Annotated in this window: 13 protein-coding genes; 7 read left to right on the top strand and 6 right to left on the bottom strand. The window is 33.1% G+C overall.

Annotated elements, in window-relative coordinates; all coding sequences use genetic code 11:
- The first annotated feature begins 12 nt into the window (after nt 1-12).
- From GAPWK_RS12500 to metA, 5 genes are all read left to right on the top strand, one after another.
- Complete coding sequence (locus GAPWK_RS12500) at nt 13-948, top strand: ABC transporter permease subunit (RefSeq protein WP_025316558.1); 936 nt, start codon at nt 13-15, stop codon at nt 946-948.
- Nucleotides 941-1,801 carry an ABC transporter permease subunit gene (locus GAPWK_RS12495; protein WP_025316557.1) on the top strand — a complete coding sequence of 287 codons (861 nt, stop codon included), beginning with the start codon at nt 941-943 and terminating at the stop codon, nt 1,799-1,801. Before GAPWK_RS12500 ends, GAPWK_RS12495 begins: the two co-directional genes overlap by 8 nt.
- 2 nt (nt 1,802-1,803) lie before the next feature.
- The gene (locus tag GAPWK_RS12490) at nt 1,804-2,793 is read left to right on the top strand and encodes a peptide ABC transporter ATP-binding protein (protein ID WP_025316556.1); all 990 of its coding nucleotides are present in this window, start codon (nt 1,804-1,806) and stop codon (nt 2,791-2,793) included.
- Between the two features lie 16 nt (nt 2,794-2,809).
- A complete protein-coding gene (locus GAPWK_RS12485) occupies nt 2,810-3,625 on the top strand; it encodes a peptide ABC transporter ATP-binding protein (RefSeq protein WP_025316555.1) in 816 nt (271 codons plus the stop codon).
- 216 nt (nt 3,626-3,841) lie between these two features.
- Nucleotides 3,842-4,774 carry a homoserine O-acetyltransferase MetA gene (metA, locus tag GAPWK_RS12480; RefSeq protein ID WP_025316554.1) on the top strand — a complete coding sequence of 311 codons (933 nt, stop codon included), beginning with the start codon at nt 3,842-3,844 and terminating at the stop codon, nt 4,772-4,774.
- A gap of 787 nt (nt 4,775-5,561) precedes the next feature.
- Here metA and GAPWK_RS12475 read toward each other — a convergent pair.
- The 3 genes from GAPWK_RS12475 to GAPWK_RS12465 all read right to left on the bottom strand — a co-directional run bounded on the left by GAPWK_RS12475 (nt 5,562) and on the right by GAPWK_RS12465 (nt 9,404).
- Nucleotides 5,562-6,878 (bottom strand): MFS transporter, encoded by a 1,317-nt coding sequence (locus tag GAPWK_RS12475; protein WP_025316553.1) that lies wholly within the window; start codon nt 6,876-6,878, stop codon nt 5,562-5,564.
- A gap of 67 nt (nt 6,879-6,945) precedes the next feature.
- Complete coding sequence (locus tag GAPWK_RS12470; protein WP_025316552.1) at nt 6,946-8,466, bottom strand: UxaA family hydrolase; 1,521 nt, start codon at nt 8,464-8,466, stop codon at nt 6,946-6,948.
- Nucleotides 8,463-9,404, bottom strand: a complete 942-nt coding sequence (locus GAPWK_RS12465; protein ID WP_025316551.1) for a dihydrodipicolinate synthase family protein — start codon at nt 9,402-9,404, stop codon at nt 8,463-8,465. Before GAPWK_RS12465 ends, GAPWK_RS12470 begins: the two co-directional genes overlap by 4 nt.
- 223 nt (nt 9,405-9,627) lie before the next feature.
- On the opposite strand from GAPWK_RS12465, the gene GAPWK_RS12460 reads away from it, so the two are divergent.
- The gene (locus GAPWK_RS12460; RefSeq protein ID WP_025316550.1) at nt 9,628-10,770 is read left to right on the top strand and encodes an iron-containing alcohol dehydrogenase; all 1,143 of its coding nucleotides are present in this window, start codon (nt 9,628-9,630) and stop codon (nt 10,768-10,770) included.
- Between the two features lie 55 nt (nt 10,771-10,825).
- Here GAPWK_RS12460 and GAPWK_RS12455 read toward each other — a convergent pair whose 3' ends face one another.
- Nucleotides 10,826-11,575: an IclR family transcriptional regulator gene (locus GAPWK_RS12455; RefSeq protein WP_025316549.1), complete on the bottom strand. Its 750-nt coding sequence runs from the start codon at nt 11,573-11,575 to the stop codon at nt 10,826-10,828.
- Between the two features lie 253 nt (nt 11,576-11,828).
- Here GAPWK_RS12455 and pgi point away from each other — a divergent pair, with 253 nt between their 5' ends.
- The gene (pgi, locus tag GAPWK_RS12450) at nt 11,829-13,478 is read left to right on the top strand and encodes a glucose-6-phosphate isomerase (protein WP_025316548.1); all 1,650 of its coding nucleotides are present in this window, start codon (nt 11,829-11,831) and stop codon (nt 13,476-13,478) included.
- An 88-nt stretch (nt 13,479-13,566) separates the two neighbouring features.
- On the opposite strand, the gene crr is transcribed toward pgi, so the two are convergent.
- Nucleotides 13,567-14,070: a PTS glucose transporter subunit IIA gene (gene crr, locus GAPWK_RS12445; protein ID WP_025316547.1), complete on the bottom strand. Its 504-nt coding sequence runs from the start codon at nt 14,068-14,070 to the stop codon at nt 13,567-13,569.
- Nucleotides 14,071-14,079: 9 nt separating this feature from the next.
- Nucleotides 14,080-15,807: a phosphoenolpyruvate-protein phosphotransferase PtsI gene (gene ptsI, locus GAPWK_RS12440; RefSeq protein ID WP_025316546.1), complete on the bottom strand. Its 1,728-nt coding sequence runs from the start codon at nt 15,805-15,807 to the stop codon at nt 14,080-14,082.
- Between the last annotated feature and the right edge of the window lie 36 nt (nt 15,808-15,843).

Genomic DNA, 15,843 nt, shown 5'->3' with positions numbered 1-15,843 from the left:
ATAAAGATAAATATGATTATCTATATTTTCAAAAAAATAGTAACGTTTTTATTTATTATCTGCGTATTGACTCAGATTTGTTTCTGTTTAGTCTATTTTGCTCCACACTCATTGCTTAACTTTAATAATCTCAGTTTTGTTGATGCGTATAGTGCTTTTTTTAAGCAATTACTACAAGGTCAATTCAGATTATTATCAGGTGAAACCGTTCCATTTTTTCATACTTTGTTAGCAACTTTTGAGCTTTGTATACTAGCTTTAGTGGTTGCTTTAGTGATTGGATTACCGTTAGGAATTTTTCTTGGTCTGAGTAATATTAATTGGCTAAATAGTACAATTCGTTTAGGCTCTTTATTTTTGTATTCTTGCCCTATAGTAATGCTTGTTGTTATTGTTATGCATTGGTTATCGCCTACTTGGACGATATCAATGAATTTTGATGTGTCGCCGTCAGTAACAGGTACATCATTGCTTGATATTTTAGTTGCATCAAAAACATTTAAATTACAAGCACTACTTGATCAACTTCATCATCTGCTTTTACCTATTATTATTTTAGCCATTCAACCAAGTATTATGACAATACAATTAGTGAGTCAATCAGTAAAAAGTACCTCACGTCAAAACTATATTAAAATGGCGATTATTCGTGAACGATCTCCATTTAAAATTTTACGCCGTCATTTGTTACCTAATTCTATTCCGGCAACAATTCCACAGTTAACATACAATACGACAACGCTACTGTTTTCGACTATGGTAATTGAAATTTTATTTAATCGTGTTGGTCTCGGACAATGGGTGATGATAGCTTATCACCATCATAATTATTCTATTATTGCTATTGCTATTTTGGCATGTGGTACGGTTATCAGTCTATTAACATTATTGGGTGAGATTTCCGCAGTTGCTATTTATCCATTACGCCATAAGGTAAATTATGTCTAGGGTAACTAAGTTAGTTAATGCTATTGTATCTTGCTTTAATAAGCTACATAGTAATGTTTATTTAATTATTAGCTTTTATGGCATATTAGTAATTGCATTTGTAGCATTATCAACTAAATGGTTTTTTCATGCTCATTTAAACCCTATTTATCCAGCTTTGTTACCACCAGCTTGGTGGGCAAATGGTGATTTGAATCATATTTTAGGAACTAATGCTAAAGGACAAGATATCTTTGATTATTTATTGATTGGGTATCGTTCAAGCATATCCATGACATTAAAAGCTGTATTTTATGTCATTGTTATTGGTGGGCTAATTAATTATTTAATGTTTTTTATATCTTTTTTACGCCCGATAATTTTATTTATTTTTAAGTTTTGTATGGTTGTACCACCGCTATTAGGTGTCATTGCAATTAGCATGGTATTAGAAGATGATATTACTAATATGTTATTAGTAATTGGGTTATCTTATACGCCGCGCTTTATCTATAATATTCATCAACGAGCGATTGATGAATGGCATAAAACTTATATTACCGCTTATCGATTGGATGGTTTGTCACCATTTTCAATTTTTAATCACTACATTTTACCTAATATTTTACCTGTATATTTGACCGAAATTGTCTCGTTATTTGGTTCTATCATTTTGGCCATTACTACTATAACTTTTTTAGGTTTTGCTAATGATGTTTCTCGCCCCGATTTGGGTATGATGATGTTCAAAATGAAAGATATTATTGGTACTAATTATTTAGCCTTTCTAGCTCCAGGATTGGCTGTGGTCGTTACCATTACTTTGGTCTATTTATTCAATTTTGGATTATATGGCCGACGAGCAGGGCATTAATTATGGCTTTGTTAGATATTCGAAATTTAACCATAGAATTTATTACGCCTGATGGTTTGTTACGTGCAATTGATCGTGTAAGTTTAAAGCTATCTGAAGGTGAAATTCGAGGCTTAGTTGGGGAGTCAGGTTCGGGAAAAAGTCTTATTGCTAAAGCTATTTTAGGCGTAACTAATCATAACTGGAAGATTTCGGCTGATCGTTTTCATTTTAATAATATTGATCTATTAAAACTTACCCCTAAGCAACGTCGAAGAGTGATTAGTGATAATGTATCTATGATATTTCAAGAACCACAATCATGTTTAGATCCCTCAATGAAAATTGGTCAACAATTAATAAATGCAATTCCAAGAAGAACATTTAAAGGGCATTGGTGGCAAAGATTATTCTGGCGCAAACATCGTGCCATTGAGTTATTGCATCGAGTAGGAATTAAAGATCATAAAGAGATATTGAAATCATATCCTTTTGAGTTGACCGAAGGAGAGTGCCAGAAAGTAATGATCGCTATTGCGCTGGCTAATCGACCTAAATTATTAATTGCTGATGAGCCTACTAATTCAATGGAAGCAACAACTGAGGCACAAATATTTAGGCTTCTTGCGAGTATGAATCAAAATATTGGTACTACAATTCTTCTTATCAGTCATGATTTACAAATGGTGACACGATGGACTGATCGCATTAGTGTGTTGTATTGTGGGCAAACAGTAGAAGTTGCTGATAGTGAAGATTTAATTAAATCACCTTATCATCCTTATACCCAAGCTTTAATTTATGCTATTCCTGATTTTGGTAAAGCGATGCCCCATAAAAGCCCTCTAAATACTTTACCGGGAGTGATTCCATCTCTTGAACATTTGCCTATAGGTTGCCGGTTAGGACCGCGTTGTCCTTATGCTCAAAAAAAATGTATTCAAGCACCTGAGTTAATACCGATAAAGGATCATTCGGTAGCTTGCCATTTTCCGTTAAATACTGATGAGTAGTAAATAATAGGAATATATTATGAGTCCAATATTAAAAGTGCGTAACTTATCTAAACAATTTAAAATTCCTAAAGGCCTTTTAGGACATTTACGGATTGATGCGGTTAAACCATTGTCGTTTTCTCTTAGTGAAGGTAAGACATTGGCCATTATTGGACAAAATGGCTCAGGAAAATCAACCTTAGCGAAAATGTTAGTTGGTATGTTAAAACCTAAGAGTGGTGATATTTGGATTGATGGTAATAAAGTTGAATATGGTGATTATAGTTACCGTTGCCAACTTATTCGCATGATATTTCAACATGTAGAAAGCTCATTTGATCCAAGATTACGCATTGGTCAATTGTTAGAAATCCCATTAAAACACAATACTAAATATAATGCCCAAGAACGTGAAAAGTTGATTAGTGAAGTCTTAAAACAAGTTGGATTATTACCTGAACATGCCTCTTACTATCCTTCGGTAATGGCGGCAGGACAAAAGCAACGAGTGGCATTAGCTCGAGCATTAATTCTAAAACCTAAAGTGATAATTTTAGATGAAGCTTTAGCTGCACTTGATATTTCAATGCGTTCACAAATTGTGAACTTAATGTTATCACTGCAAGCAGAACAAAATATTTCTTATGTTTTTGTTACACAAGATATAGGAATGATGAAACATATCAGCGATGAAATTTTAGTGATGCATAATGGTGAGTTAGTTGAATATGGTAATACAGCAGAAGTATTAGCTTCACCGCTAAGTGATATTACTCAAAAACTAATTAACAGCTATTTTGGCGAAGCATTAACCGCTGATACTTGGCGTACTGACACTCGTGCTTTCTAAGGTTTAATACCTCAATCATCCTTTTCACGTGGATAACCATTCGAGCATTATGTACTATTGACGTCGCTACCATACTGATTTTTTGTATCTTATTGCTCTTATTGTTTAATAAAAATCTCGACAAATACTATAAAACCCACTATATTTAGCTATACAGATATCTAGACGTCTATTTTAAGTGTTCAAAAATAACTAATTATTTTAGGAGCTGTTGTTATGCCTATTTGTATTCCAGACTCATTACCAGCTGTTGATGTACTTCGCAATGAGAATGTTTTTATTATGACTTCATCGCGAGCTAAAACCCAAGAAATTCGACCACTTAAACTTCTTTTCCTCAACTTAATGCCTAAAAAAATAGAGACCGAAAATCAATTTTTTCGGCTTTTATCGAATTCACCTTTACAAGTAAATGTTCAATTATTGCGGATTGATCAGCGCGAATCAAAAAACACACCAATGGAACATTTAAATAGCTTTTATTGTGATTTTGATGATATTCGACATCAGAATTTTGATGGACTTATTATAACGGGAGCTCCACTAGGAAAAGTACCTTTCTCTGATGTGGTTTATTGGCCTAAATTAGCAGAAATTATTACTTGGGCAAAAGAACATGTAACTTCAACAATGTTTGTTTGTTGGGCTGTGCAAGCAGCTTTAAACGTCTTGTATGATTTACCAAAATTTACTCGTAGCCAGAAATTATCAGGTGTTTATCAACATCACATTATTCAGCCGAATGCGATTTTATCACGAGGATTTGATGATACTTTCTTAGCTCCTCATTCACGTAACGCTGATTTCCCCAAAGATAAAATTATAAATTACACTGATTTAACGATTTTAGCCGAATCAGATATTACAGGACCTTATCTAATGACCACGGCAGATAAACGCATGGCATTCGTAACCGGGCATCCAGAATATGACTCTTTCACGTTAGCCAATGAATATTTTCGTGATATTAAAGCCGGTATTGAACCAAATATTCCAGAAAATTATTTTCCTGATAATAATCCAAATTTGTCTCCTAAAGCTACATGGCGCAGTCATGCCTATTTATTATTTAGTAATTGGCTCAACTATTACGTCTATCAATTAACACCATTTGATTTAACAACGCGTAATATGACGGTTGATGATTAAAGAAAGCAAATCTACAAAGAGTGCTTGTATATGGATATGGAGAATGTCGATTATAAAAAAAGTAAAAACTTCTAAATAAAACATGCGTATTCAAATGGTTAATATAAAAATAAGAAAGAAAACTATATAAATATAACAGATGAATATAGTTATAAGTAGTTGATATTAATTTATTGTTGATTTGGTAATATAGAAAATAAGAATAAGATCAATGAAATGTTGTAATGTCATTACACAAAAGATGGTAATATTTGTAACAATCGGTTTTCGAAAATCTATTAGTTAAATATAACATTATTAATTTACCTAAAACACAATTATAAGAATCTGATTTTAAAAAACGCTTGTTTTAATTATAGTACATCTCAAGATTAAACAATTGAATATTGCAGTAATTATCCAGATCAATATCAACAGATCTATTAACGCTATATAAGCAAGGTTTATATTATAGTTATAGTCAATATAGTCACGATAATTTCAAAGTTATCTAACTTTTAAAAAAGCGCTCATCATAGATAGAGCGCTATTATTTCTAACTTATGAAACAAACTTGGCAACATAACTAGAAAATAAAATCTGACGCGAATTAATATCAAGTAAATATGTGAACAAAAACTTTTTTATTGATGAAGAAGATAAGCTAGAATTTCGCTTGGAAAATTTATTTTTTGCTAGTTGATGTTAAATAGTTGCGATTTTATTTATTAAACCAGATAACTACTGGTAAAAAAGCCGACTTAATTACCAGTATGTTAAAATTATTTCTGTATATTATGAAAAATAGTTATTCATAAATATCCATCTGTTTATCAAAATTAATTAATAATGAGCAAATTAAATAGCCTATAGCCGAAGCAGCAAAGAACATCATCGCAGCAAAATAATTTCCTGTAGCTTGTACAATGAAACCAATAACAATAGGTAATATTGCAGCAAATAAATTACTTGTAAAATTCATTGTTCCACAAATTGTACCTGCTACTTTCTGAGCTCCTAATAATGATGGAATTGACCAATAGATACTAGCCCAACGTAATGGAAAAAGTGCAATAGTTAATAAAATTATTGCCATAGTCGGATTATCACTACGTGCACAGAGGAAAATACCTACACCAGCTGTAATTGCTGAAATTGCTAACATTGTGTGTAGCACTGTACTTGTTTTACCACCAGCATTGCGCCATTTATCCATAATATATCCCCCAGTTAATTGCCCTATAAAACAAACTAGGAATATAATTGCCATCGCACTACCCATTGATTTAATATTAAATCCATATGTAGCTTGGAAATAAAGCGGTAGCCATGTCATTAAACCATAGAATACAAAACTATAACAAACCCATCCGAAAATTAAAGCTAGTACATTTCGTTGTTTTAAATATGGTTTAATATCAGATAATTTATATTTTTTATCTGTTTTTTTCGAATCTAAATTATATTTTTCAATATGCTCCAGTTCTGCTTTATTAATTTTAGGATGTTCATTTGGGTATGTTCGGATATACCACCAAGCAAGTAAACCAGCTAAAATAGTTCCTATTCCTGCAATGACAAATGCCATGCGCCAATTACCAAAAAATCCGATTAATCCAGCAATAATGACAGCACCGAAGGCAGTTCCTAATGGTGCTCCGCCGTCTAATAACATTGAACCACGACCACGTTCAGTTGGTGTTAACCAAGTTCCCATTAATTTAGCTCCCGCAGGCATAATTGGCGCTTCAGATACACCTAAACCTAAGCGAGATAATGATAATGTAAATATGCCATGACATAATGCTGCCACAGCTTGAAAAGCACCCCAAGCGATTGTCGCTATTGCGATAATATTTCTTGTTTTAAATTTATCTGCCAATACACCACTTGGAATTTGCATTAAGGCATAAGCCCAAAAAAATGCACTGTGAATTGCACCAACAACGCGTGTATCTTCAATACCAAACTCTTCTGTTATATAAGGCATTGCAATGGAAAGTGAAGTTCGATCAATATAGTTAATTGCTCCAAGTAATAACATTATAATAAAGATACGCCATCGAACATTGGTCGCTTTTAGTTTCTCCTCGGGATTTTGATATAATTCATTTATTTTAGGCATAACAGACTCCCTACTTCTCCTAAGAGAAGCATTTTTTATTAACTGACAATACAAAATTATTGATTAATTACATAATTGCACCAGGTTGCCATGGGACAAATTCAAGTGATCCATATCCAAATTTTTCACTTTTTGTTTTTTCACCAGAGGCAACAGCTAAGATTTTTTCAAAAATGCGTTTACCTGCTTGCTCTAAGGTTTCTTGTCCATCGGCTACATCTCCACAATTAATATCCATATCTTCTTCTTGACGGCGCCATAAAAAATTATTAGATGCGATTTTGATGCATGGTGTCGGTTTTGAGCCATAAGCCGAACCTCTTCCTGTTGTAAAACACATAATGTTTGCACCACCCGCAATTTGACCTGTACATGCAAATGCGTCATATCCTGGAGTATCCATAAATACCAAACCTTTTGCGGTTACTGGCTCTGCATATTCATATACATCAATAAGATTAGTACTTCCTGCTTTACAAATAGCCCCTAGAGATTTTTCAAGAATAGTTGTTAGTCCACCTTCTTTATTACCTGCAGATGGATTATTATTCAATTCCGCATGACATCTTTTGGCATAATCCTCCCACCATAAAATTCGATTAATAAGTTTTTCACCAACTTCTTTCGTATTTGCTCGGCGAGTAAGAATATATTCAGCACCATAAATTTCAGGCGTTTCAGCGAGTATTGCTGTTCCTCCTTGTTGTACAAGTAAATCAACAGCTACGCCAAGGGCTGGATTAGCAGAAATGCCTGAGTAACTGTCAGAACCACCACATTCAAGCGCTAAAACTAATTCTGATGCAGGCACTTCTTCTCTGGTGTATTGGTTGGCTTCATTTAACATACTTTCAATAATAGTAACGCCCTTATCGAAAGTTTTTTGTGACCCACCAGTTTCTTGAATAGTCATATGTTGTAACATAGGACCTTCATTTAAACCTTTTACTTGAATAAGATCTTTGATTTGATTAGATTCACAGCCCAGACCAATAATTAGAATACCGGCGAAATTAGGATGATTTGCATAGCCACTCATTGTGCGTTGCATCATTTTCATCAAATCACCTTTCATATCCATAGCACAACCAAAACTTTGTGGAAGGGCTACGATGCCATCTATATTTGGATAATCATCTAATCCTTTTGCTTTAAAATGATCTTCAAGGCGTCGTGCAACTGTTGCGCTGCAGTTAACAGATGTTAATATGCCTATATAATTACGAGTTGCTATTTGTCCGTTTTTGCGTTTGTAGCCCATAAAAGTCCTTTTTTCACGGGCTATTGGGGTTTCATGTTTATCTGCACAAAAATCATATTCATGTCCATAATCACCCATTTTTAAATTATGTAGATGAATATGTTCTCCCGCTTGTATTTGACAAATTGCATAACCTATAATTTGGTTATAGCGTTTGATAGGTTGATTTTTTTCGATATTGTGAAGAGCTATTTTATGTCCTTCTTTAATATCTGATAGTACAGAAACATTCTTTTCTTGAATTACATATCCTTTGGATATTGGAAATCGAGCTATGGCTACATCATCATTAGGATGAAGTATAATTACTTTAGATACTTCGCTCATAATTTGCTCCTAAAACTAATTAATAATAAATTTTTATAAAATTTTGAATCAGATAATAATTTTTTTAATATTTTCTTTTTATCGGAAGTTAATGGCATTACTGGAGCTAAAACTTCAGTTGAAATATCTACACCAGTCAATTTTATTGCTTGTTTAATGACTCCAAAGAATGGTGATTCAATAGCATAAATAGGCATTAATTTTGCTAATTGACGTTGTAATTTAAATGCTTTTTCATAATCTTTTTTTATAAAAGCTTTATAAATTCCCTTTGTAATTTTAGGTGCAAAATTGAATGTTGCAGGAATACCTCCATGGCCACCTAAAATCAGGGTGTCTAACATATATTCGTCGAAGCCACTAAAGATAATGAAATCTGGGCGGAAAGCATGAACTTGATTGATTACTTCTCGTGTGTGGCTAATATTATCAATAGTATCTTTTAACCCGATAATATTTGGCAGCTCTTTTGCCAATCGAGTAATAACATCAATACCTATATCTTGACCAGTTAGTGCGGGAAAATTGTAAAGTAGAATAGGTATATCAATATTTTCAGCGACAGTTTTATAATGGTGATAAATTGCATCACTATTTAATAAAGCATAATATGGATTAACCACTAAAACAGCATCAGCACCTATTTGTGATGCATGTTGACCATATTCAATAGTTTCTTTAGTACTTGGACTTGATATTCCAATCATAACTGGAATGCGTTTATTGATATGCTTTACAGCAAATTCAGCAACTTCTAGCCGTAATTTAGGTTGCATATGACAAAATTCACCACCACTTCCTAAAATCAAAACGCCATCGGCTTCATTGTCAATAAGATGATCTAAAAGATTAGCCATTCCTTTTTTATCGAGATTTCCTTCTTTATCTACAATTGTTGGAACAGGTGGAAATATTCCTTTAAATTTTTCTAAATTCATTTTTTCTCCTTTTGTTCATAATATGGAACTATATTTCTATCTCATGAACAAATTATTTGTGAAAAAATTTTTAATTGCAATGTATTAATTCAATAGAAAATTAATTTTGTGATCCCCCTCTCATTGTAAAAAATATTTTTTTTACAATTTTGTTTTTTCCTTATAATGAAATAAAGTTCTTTTGTAAGAATTATTTAAAATATTATTAATTTAAGAGGTAAATATGATTTATTACATTCCACCCGTTAATTTATTAGGTAAGGGTTGCTTATCTGAGTTAGGCGTACCAATTAAAAAATTAAATTGTAAAAAAGCGTTGATTGTTAGCGATAAATTTTTAGTTGGTAATGGTACAGTAGATAGAGTCGTTGATATTTTAAAAAAAGAAGGTATTGAATCTGTTATTTTTTACGATGTTAAACCAAATCCAACCGTTGCTAATGTTGAAAATGCTCTAAAATTATGTCAAGAATCTAAATGCGATTTTATTGTTTCAATTGGTGGAGGCTCCCCTCAGGATTGTGGCAAAGCGGTTGCTGTTTTAGCAACTAATGGTGGAAAAATTACAGATTATGAAGGCATGCATAAAAGTAAACATAAATGTTTACCAATAGTGGCAATAGCAACCACAGCAGGTACTTCTGCAGAAGTAACCATCAATTATGTTATTACTGATGAAAGTAGACATGTAAAAATGATTATGGTTGATCCAAATACTCTTGCATCAATAACCGTTAGTGACCCTGATTTAATGATTTCCAAACCAGCAAATTTAACTGCAGCAACTGGTATGGATGCGTTAACTCATGCAATTGAAGCGGTAGTTGCTAAAGGTGCAATGGACGTTACTGATTCGACAGCATTATATGCAATAGCCCAAACATTTAAATATTTAGCTAGAGCAGTTAAAAATGGTAACGATATTGAAGCAAGAGAACAAATGAGTTATGCATGCTTTTTAAATGGTATTGCTTTTAGTAATGCGGGTCTGGGTAATGTTCATGCTATGGCACATCAATTAGGTGGTCTTTATGATTTACCACATGGAGTATGTAATGCCATGCTACTATCAGTAGTAGAAGAGGAAAATGCTAAACATGCACCACAAAAATTTAGAGTTATTGCTGAAACAATCGGTTTTGATACTAAAAATAGAAGTGATCAAGAATGTGTTGATTATGTCATAAAAAGAATTCAAGAATTAGCTCAAGAAGTCGGAATTCCTAAATCATTAAAGGAATTAGGTGTTGATAATCCAGATTTTGAGTTATTGGCCGAAAATTCAATGAAAGATGCTTGTGCAGGTGCAAATCCAGTCTTTTTTGATAAACAAAAACTTATTGAGCTATTTAAAAAGATAGCTTAATAAGTAATTGATTAAATATAGTAAAATAATATTGAATCATTATGATTCAATATTATTAAAACTTACTGGTAAGTTGTTGGCATGCTTTACGTACTAGCTCAGAGTATTTTCCGATTTTATCTACAGGTAGCTGAAAAAGAACACCAGAAATACTAATAGCAGCAATTGGTTCATTATTTTTGTTAAATATTGGTGCTGCAATACAATGTACACCTTTTACGTCTTCCTGATTATCATAAGCCCAGCCCTGAGCCCGAATTTTCGCAAGTTCTTTTTTTAATTGTTTCTTACTTGTTATTGTGGCGTCAGTATATTTGACCAATTTTTCTTCTGGTATAAGTTGATCTATTTTCTCATCTGGTAACCAAGCAATCAATGCTTTACCAATACCTGAACTATGTAATGGTAATTTTTTGCCAATCCAAGTGCGAATGCCAATTGCTTGGTCATTTTCAATTTTAGCAATATAAACAGAATAAAGGCCATCAAGAACACCTAAATGACAGGTTAAGTTGGTTTGCTCTCTTAATTTTGTCATCAATGGTTTTGCGATTTTAGTGATATCGAACTGTTCCAGTGATTTATCACCCCATTCATGTAATTTTAACCCAAGATAATACTGGTTTTGGTCTTGACGTAAAATACCATGCATAACTAACGCATTAAGTAGTGTTGATGTACTGCTTTTAGGTAAATTAAGATTCTGAAATATTTGGCTAAAAGTTGCACCTTTATGATCATCTAAATAATCACAAATGCGTACTATTTTATCTAATGCTGGTACTAGAGTTTGAATATTTGGCATGAAGTATCCTAATATAATAATGTAAGAAATTTATTTTATTGGTACTAATTAGTTAGAAAGTCATTTTTTGAACAGTTATATGTATCGAATATTTTATCTTTAACATTATATTCAAGTTATTTGATTAGGAAAAGAAAATAACTTTTATTATTTTTTCCTCCAATTTAGTTTAAAAGAATAAATCCTTATCTTGCATCATGTTAGGCATAGTTATATTATGGATAACAGTGCTATATTAATTAAGGAATTAGATATGTTAAAGTCAATTGATCCAACTACCACTTCTTCTTGGAAATCCCTTCAATCTAATTATGAAAAACATCATGAAAAGACAATTGCCCAAATCTTAAAAGATGAACCAAAGCGTGTTGAAAAACTGAGTATACCTTTTGAGGATGAGTTTTTGGTTGATTTGTCAAAAAATAGAGTGACACAAGAAACTTTAGAGGTACTTTATAAACTTGCTGATGAATGTGATTTAAATGGTGCCATTAACGCCATGTATAGCGGTGAGAAAATTAATCGTACGGAAAATCGTGCTGTATTACATGTTGCGCTACGTAATGTTTCAAATACGCCGATTTATGTCGATGGTAAGAATGTTATGGATGATGTCAATGCGGTGTTGGCTAAGATGGAATCGTTTAGTAAAAAGATTATTAGCGGAGAATGGAAAGGTTATACGGGTAAAGCCATTACCGATGTAGTTAATATTGGTATTGGCGGTTCAGATCTTGGTCCTCATATGATTACCGAAGCATTACGTCCTTATAAAAATCATTTAACAATGCATTTTGTTTCGAATGTCGATGGTACTCATATTGTTGAAGCGCTTAAGGGTTTAAATCCTGAAACTACTTTATTCTTAGTGGCATCTAAAACGTTTACCACACAGGAAACCATGACAAATGCGCAGACTGCTCGTAAATGGTTACTTGATGCAGCCAAAGATGATAAAGCCGTTGCTTTGCATTTTGTTGCACTTTCAACCAATGCTAAAGAGGTTGAAAAATTTGGTATTGATACCACCAATATGTTTGAATTTTGGGATTGGGTTGGCGGTCGTTATTCATCTTGGTCTGCAATTGGCTTATCAATTGTTTTATCGATTGGTTTTGACAACTTCAAAGAGTTTTTAGCTGGAGGTCATGCTATGGATAAACACTTCCAAAGCGCGCCAATCGAGAAAAATATTCCAGCATTACTAGCGTTAATTGGTATCTGGTACAACAATTTCTGTGGAGCAGAAACTGAAGCAATTTTACCGTATGATCAGTATATGCATCGCTTTGCAGCTTATTTTCAACAAGGAAATATGGAATCAAACGGTAAGAGTGTTGATCGTAATGGGCATAAAACGTCTTATACAACAGGCCCAATTATTTGGGGTGAACCTGGAACTAATGGTCAACACGCATTTTATCAATTAATTCACCAAGGTACTAAATTAATCCCATGTGATTTTATTGCACCAGCAATCAGTCATAATCCAGTGGGTGATCACCATCCGAAATTACTGTCAAACTTTTTTGCACAAACCGAAGCTTTAGCGTTTGGTAAAACTACTGAGCAAGTTGAACAAGAATTCCTTGCAGCAGGTAAAACACTTGATGAAGTTAAATCAATTGTACCGTTTAAAGTTTTTGAGGGTAATAAACCAACAAATTCAATCCTTGTGAAAAAAATAACACCTTATACTCTTGGTGCATTAGTTGCTATGTATGAACATAAGATCTTTACACAAGGTATTATTCTTAATATCTTTAGTTTTGATCAATGGGGTGTAGAGCTTGGTAAGCAATTAGCTGGTCGTATTTTACCTGAATTGACAGATGATAAACCTGTTGATTCTCATGATGATTCTACCAATAATCTAATTAATCAATATAAGAAATGGCGTTAAGAATTTTAAGAGATTAAATTTGCTTAGCTACAATAAAAACCTTCAGTTTAGACTGAAGGTTTTTTTATGATTAACTTAAGTGAAAAAATTATTTTTTCACACGCATTATTGGTGTTTTACCAGCTTCGACAGAACCAGAAAGTTTAGTTAATTCTACAACTGTTTCCATATTAGAAATAACTACTGGTGTTAACACTGATTTAGCTTTACTTTCAAGTAATGGCAGATCGATTTCAATAATAGTATCACCTACTTTTACTTGTTGACCTTCTTCGGCAATTCGCTTAAAGCCTTCACCTTTTAACTCTACTGTGTCGATCCCAAAGTGAACAAAAAGCTCAATACCTTCATCTGACTCAATCGCAAAAGCGTGATTGGTTTCGAAGATTTTGCCAATTTTACCATTTAAAGGTGCAACAATTTTGTTACCAGAAGGCTTAATTGCAACACCATCACCAACGATTTTTTCGGCAAAAACCACATCTGGTACATCTTCGATTTTGACTATTTCGCCACTTAAAGGTGCAATAATTTCGATGCTATTTTTATTATCATCGGATACTAATTGCTTGATTTTATCGAATAGACCCATCATTGTCTCCTAACAAATTTGCTTTTCAGCGGTATAATTTTCAATTAAATCAATAATTTCTTTGGCTGTTGCTTTTTGTAATACTGTATCAGCAAACTTTTTCGCCTCTTCAAAATTGGTATTGCGAATCAATTTCTTAATTTTTGGAATTGATACTGCACTCATACTAAATTCATCAAGACCCATACCTAATAATAAAATTGTTGCGCGTTCATCACCAGCAAGTTCACCACACATTCCAGTCCATTTACCTTCTTTATGCGATGCATCAATAACATTTTTAATCAATGTTAATACAGAAGGTGATAACGGGTTGTAGAGATGAGAAATCAATTCATTACCACGGTCAACAGCAAGCGTATATTGTGTTAAGTCATTAGTCCCGATACTAAAGAAATCTACTTCTTTAGCTAAATGATGTGCAATCACTGCTGCTGCAGGGGTTTCAATCATCACACCAATTTCGATATTTTTATCGAAAGCTTTGCCTTCAGTCGTTAATTGTTCTTTAAGAATATTGATTTCAGATTTTAATATACGAATTTCTTCCACTGAAATAATCATTGGGAACATAATACGTAATTTACCAAATGCAGATGCACGTAAGATTGCACGTAATTGGGCATGAAGTATTTCTTTACGATCTAAACAAATACGAATTGCACGCCAACCCAAAAATGGATTCTCTTCTTTTGGTAAATGCATATAAGGCACATCTTTATCGCCACCAATATCCATTGTGCGTACAATTACTGATAAACCATTAGTTGATTCAGCTACTTCTTTGTATGCTTTAAATTGTTCTTCTTCATTAGGATAAGCATCGCGATCCATGAACAAGAATTCGGTACGGTATAAACCAACACCTTCATAACCGTTGCGTTCTGCACCAGCAATATCTCGTACAGTACCTATGTTGCCACAAATTTCGACTTGGTGCCCGTCAAGCGTTACAGCTGGTAAGTCTTTTAATTTTGCAAGTTCTTCTTTATCGCTAATAAATTTTGCTTGAACTTGTTTTAATTTTTCTTGGGTGGTGTGATCTGGATTGATATAGATAGCATTGTTAATTGCATCTAAAATAACAAAATCACCTTGTTTGATTTCTTGAGTTGCATTAGACGTGCCCACAATGGCTGGAATTTCTAATGAACGAGCCATAATTGATGTATGTGATGTTCTTCCACCTGCGTCAGTAATAAAACCTAATACCATGTCTAAATTTAACTGAGCGGTTTCAGATGGCGTTAAATCTGTAGCGACTAAAATGCATGGTTGGTTAATAGCACTTAAATCAACAATTTCAATACCTAAAATATTTTTAAGTAAGCGTTTGCCGATGTCGCGAATATCGGCTGCACGTTCTTTTAAATATTCATCATCTAAATTTTCCAGTTCCTTAGCTTGAGTTTCAAAAACGGATTGAACTGCGGCATCAGCGGTAGAATGTTTAGTTTGAATACGTGAAATAACTTCTTGTTCAAGATCTTCATCTTCAAGAAGCATGATATGACCTTCAAAAATTGCTGCTTTATCTTCGCCTAATGTAGATTTTGCTCGCTCCATGATTGCATGTAATTGCTCACTTGATTTTTCTCGAGCTTCTTTGAAACGTTCAATTTCAGCGTCAATTTTGTTATCAAGAATTTGTCTATTACTAATAACAATAGGCTCTTCTTTTAATAATAGCGCTTTTGCAAAAGCGATACCCGGGGAAACAAGTATACCTGATACCATAAATTTAATCCTTATTCAATTTTAAAACTGTTCATA

The organism is Gilliamella apicola (assembly GCF_000599985.1).
Taxonomy (GTDB): Bacteria; Pseudomonadota; Gammaproteobacteria; order Enterobacterales; family Orbaceae; genus Gilliamella; species Gilliamella apicola.
The sequence above is the reverse complement of the archived record's forward strand: the minus strand, read 5'-3'. Positions and strand labels throughout refer to the sequence as shown.

Excerpts from the sequence above, each read along its gene's own strand:
- GAPWK_RS12500 (WP_025316558.1), top strand. The coding sequence starts at position 13 with ATGATTATCTATATTTTCAAAAAAATAGTAACGTTTTTATTTATTATC.
- GAPWK_RS12495 (WP_025316557.1), top strand. The coding sequence starts at position 941 with ATGTCTAGGGTAACTAAGTTAGTTAATGCTATTGTATCTTGCTTTAAT.
- GAPWK_RS12490 (WP_025316556.1), top strand. The coding sequence starts at position 1,804 with ATGGCTTTGTTAGATATTCGAAATTTAACCATAGAATTTATTACGCCT.
- metA (WP_025316554.1), top strand. The coding sequence starts at position 3,842 with ATGCCTATTTGTATTCCAGACTCATTACCAGCTGTTGATGTACTTCGC.
- GAPWK_RS12475 (WP_025316553.1), bottom strand. The coding sequence starts at position 6,878 with ATGCCTAAAATAAATGAATTATATCAAAATCCCGAGGAGAAACTAAAA.
- GAPWK_RS12470 (WP_025316552.1), bottom strand. The coding sequence starts at position 8,466 with ATGAGCGAAGTATCTAAAGTAATTATACTTCATCCTAATGATGATGTA.
- GAPWK_RS12465 (WP_025316551.1), bottom strand. The coding sequence starts at position 9,404 with ATGAATTTAGAAAAATTTAAAGGAATATTTCCACCTGTTCCAACAATT.
- GAPWK_RS12460 (WP_025316550.1), top strand. The coding sequence starts at position 9,628 with ATGATTTATTACATTCCACCCGTTAATTTATTAGGTAAGGGTTGCTTA.
- GAPWK_RS12455 (WP_025316549.1), bottom strand. The coding sequence starts at position 11,575 with ATGCCAAATATTCAAACTCTAGTACCAGCATTAGATAAAATAGTACGC.
- pgi (WP_025316548.1), top strand. The coding sequence starts at position 11,829 with ATGTTAAAGTCAATTGATCCAACTACCACTTCTTCTTGGAAATCCCTT.
- crr (WP_025316547.1), bottom strand. The coding sequence starts at position 14,070 with ATGGGTCTATTCGATAAAATCAAGCAATTAGTATCCGATGATAATAAA.
- ptsI (WP_025316546.1), bottom strand. The coding sequence starts at position 15,807 with ATGGTATCAGGTATACTTGTTTCCCCGGGTATCGCTTTTGCAAAAGCG.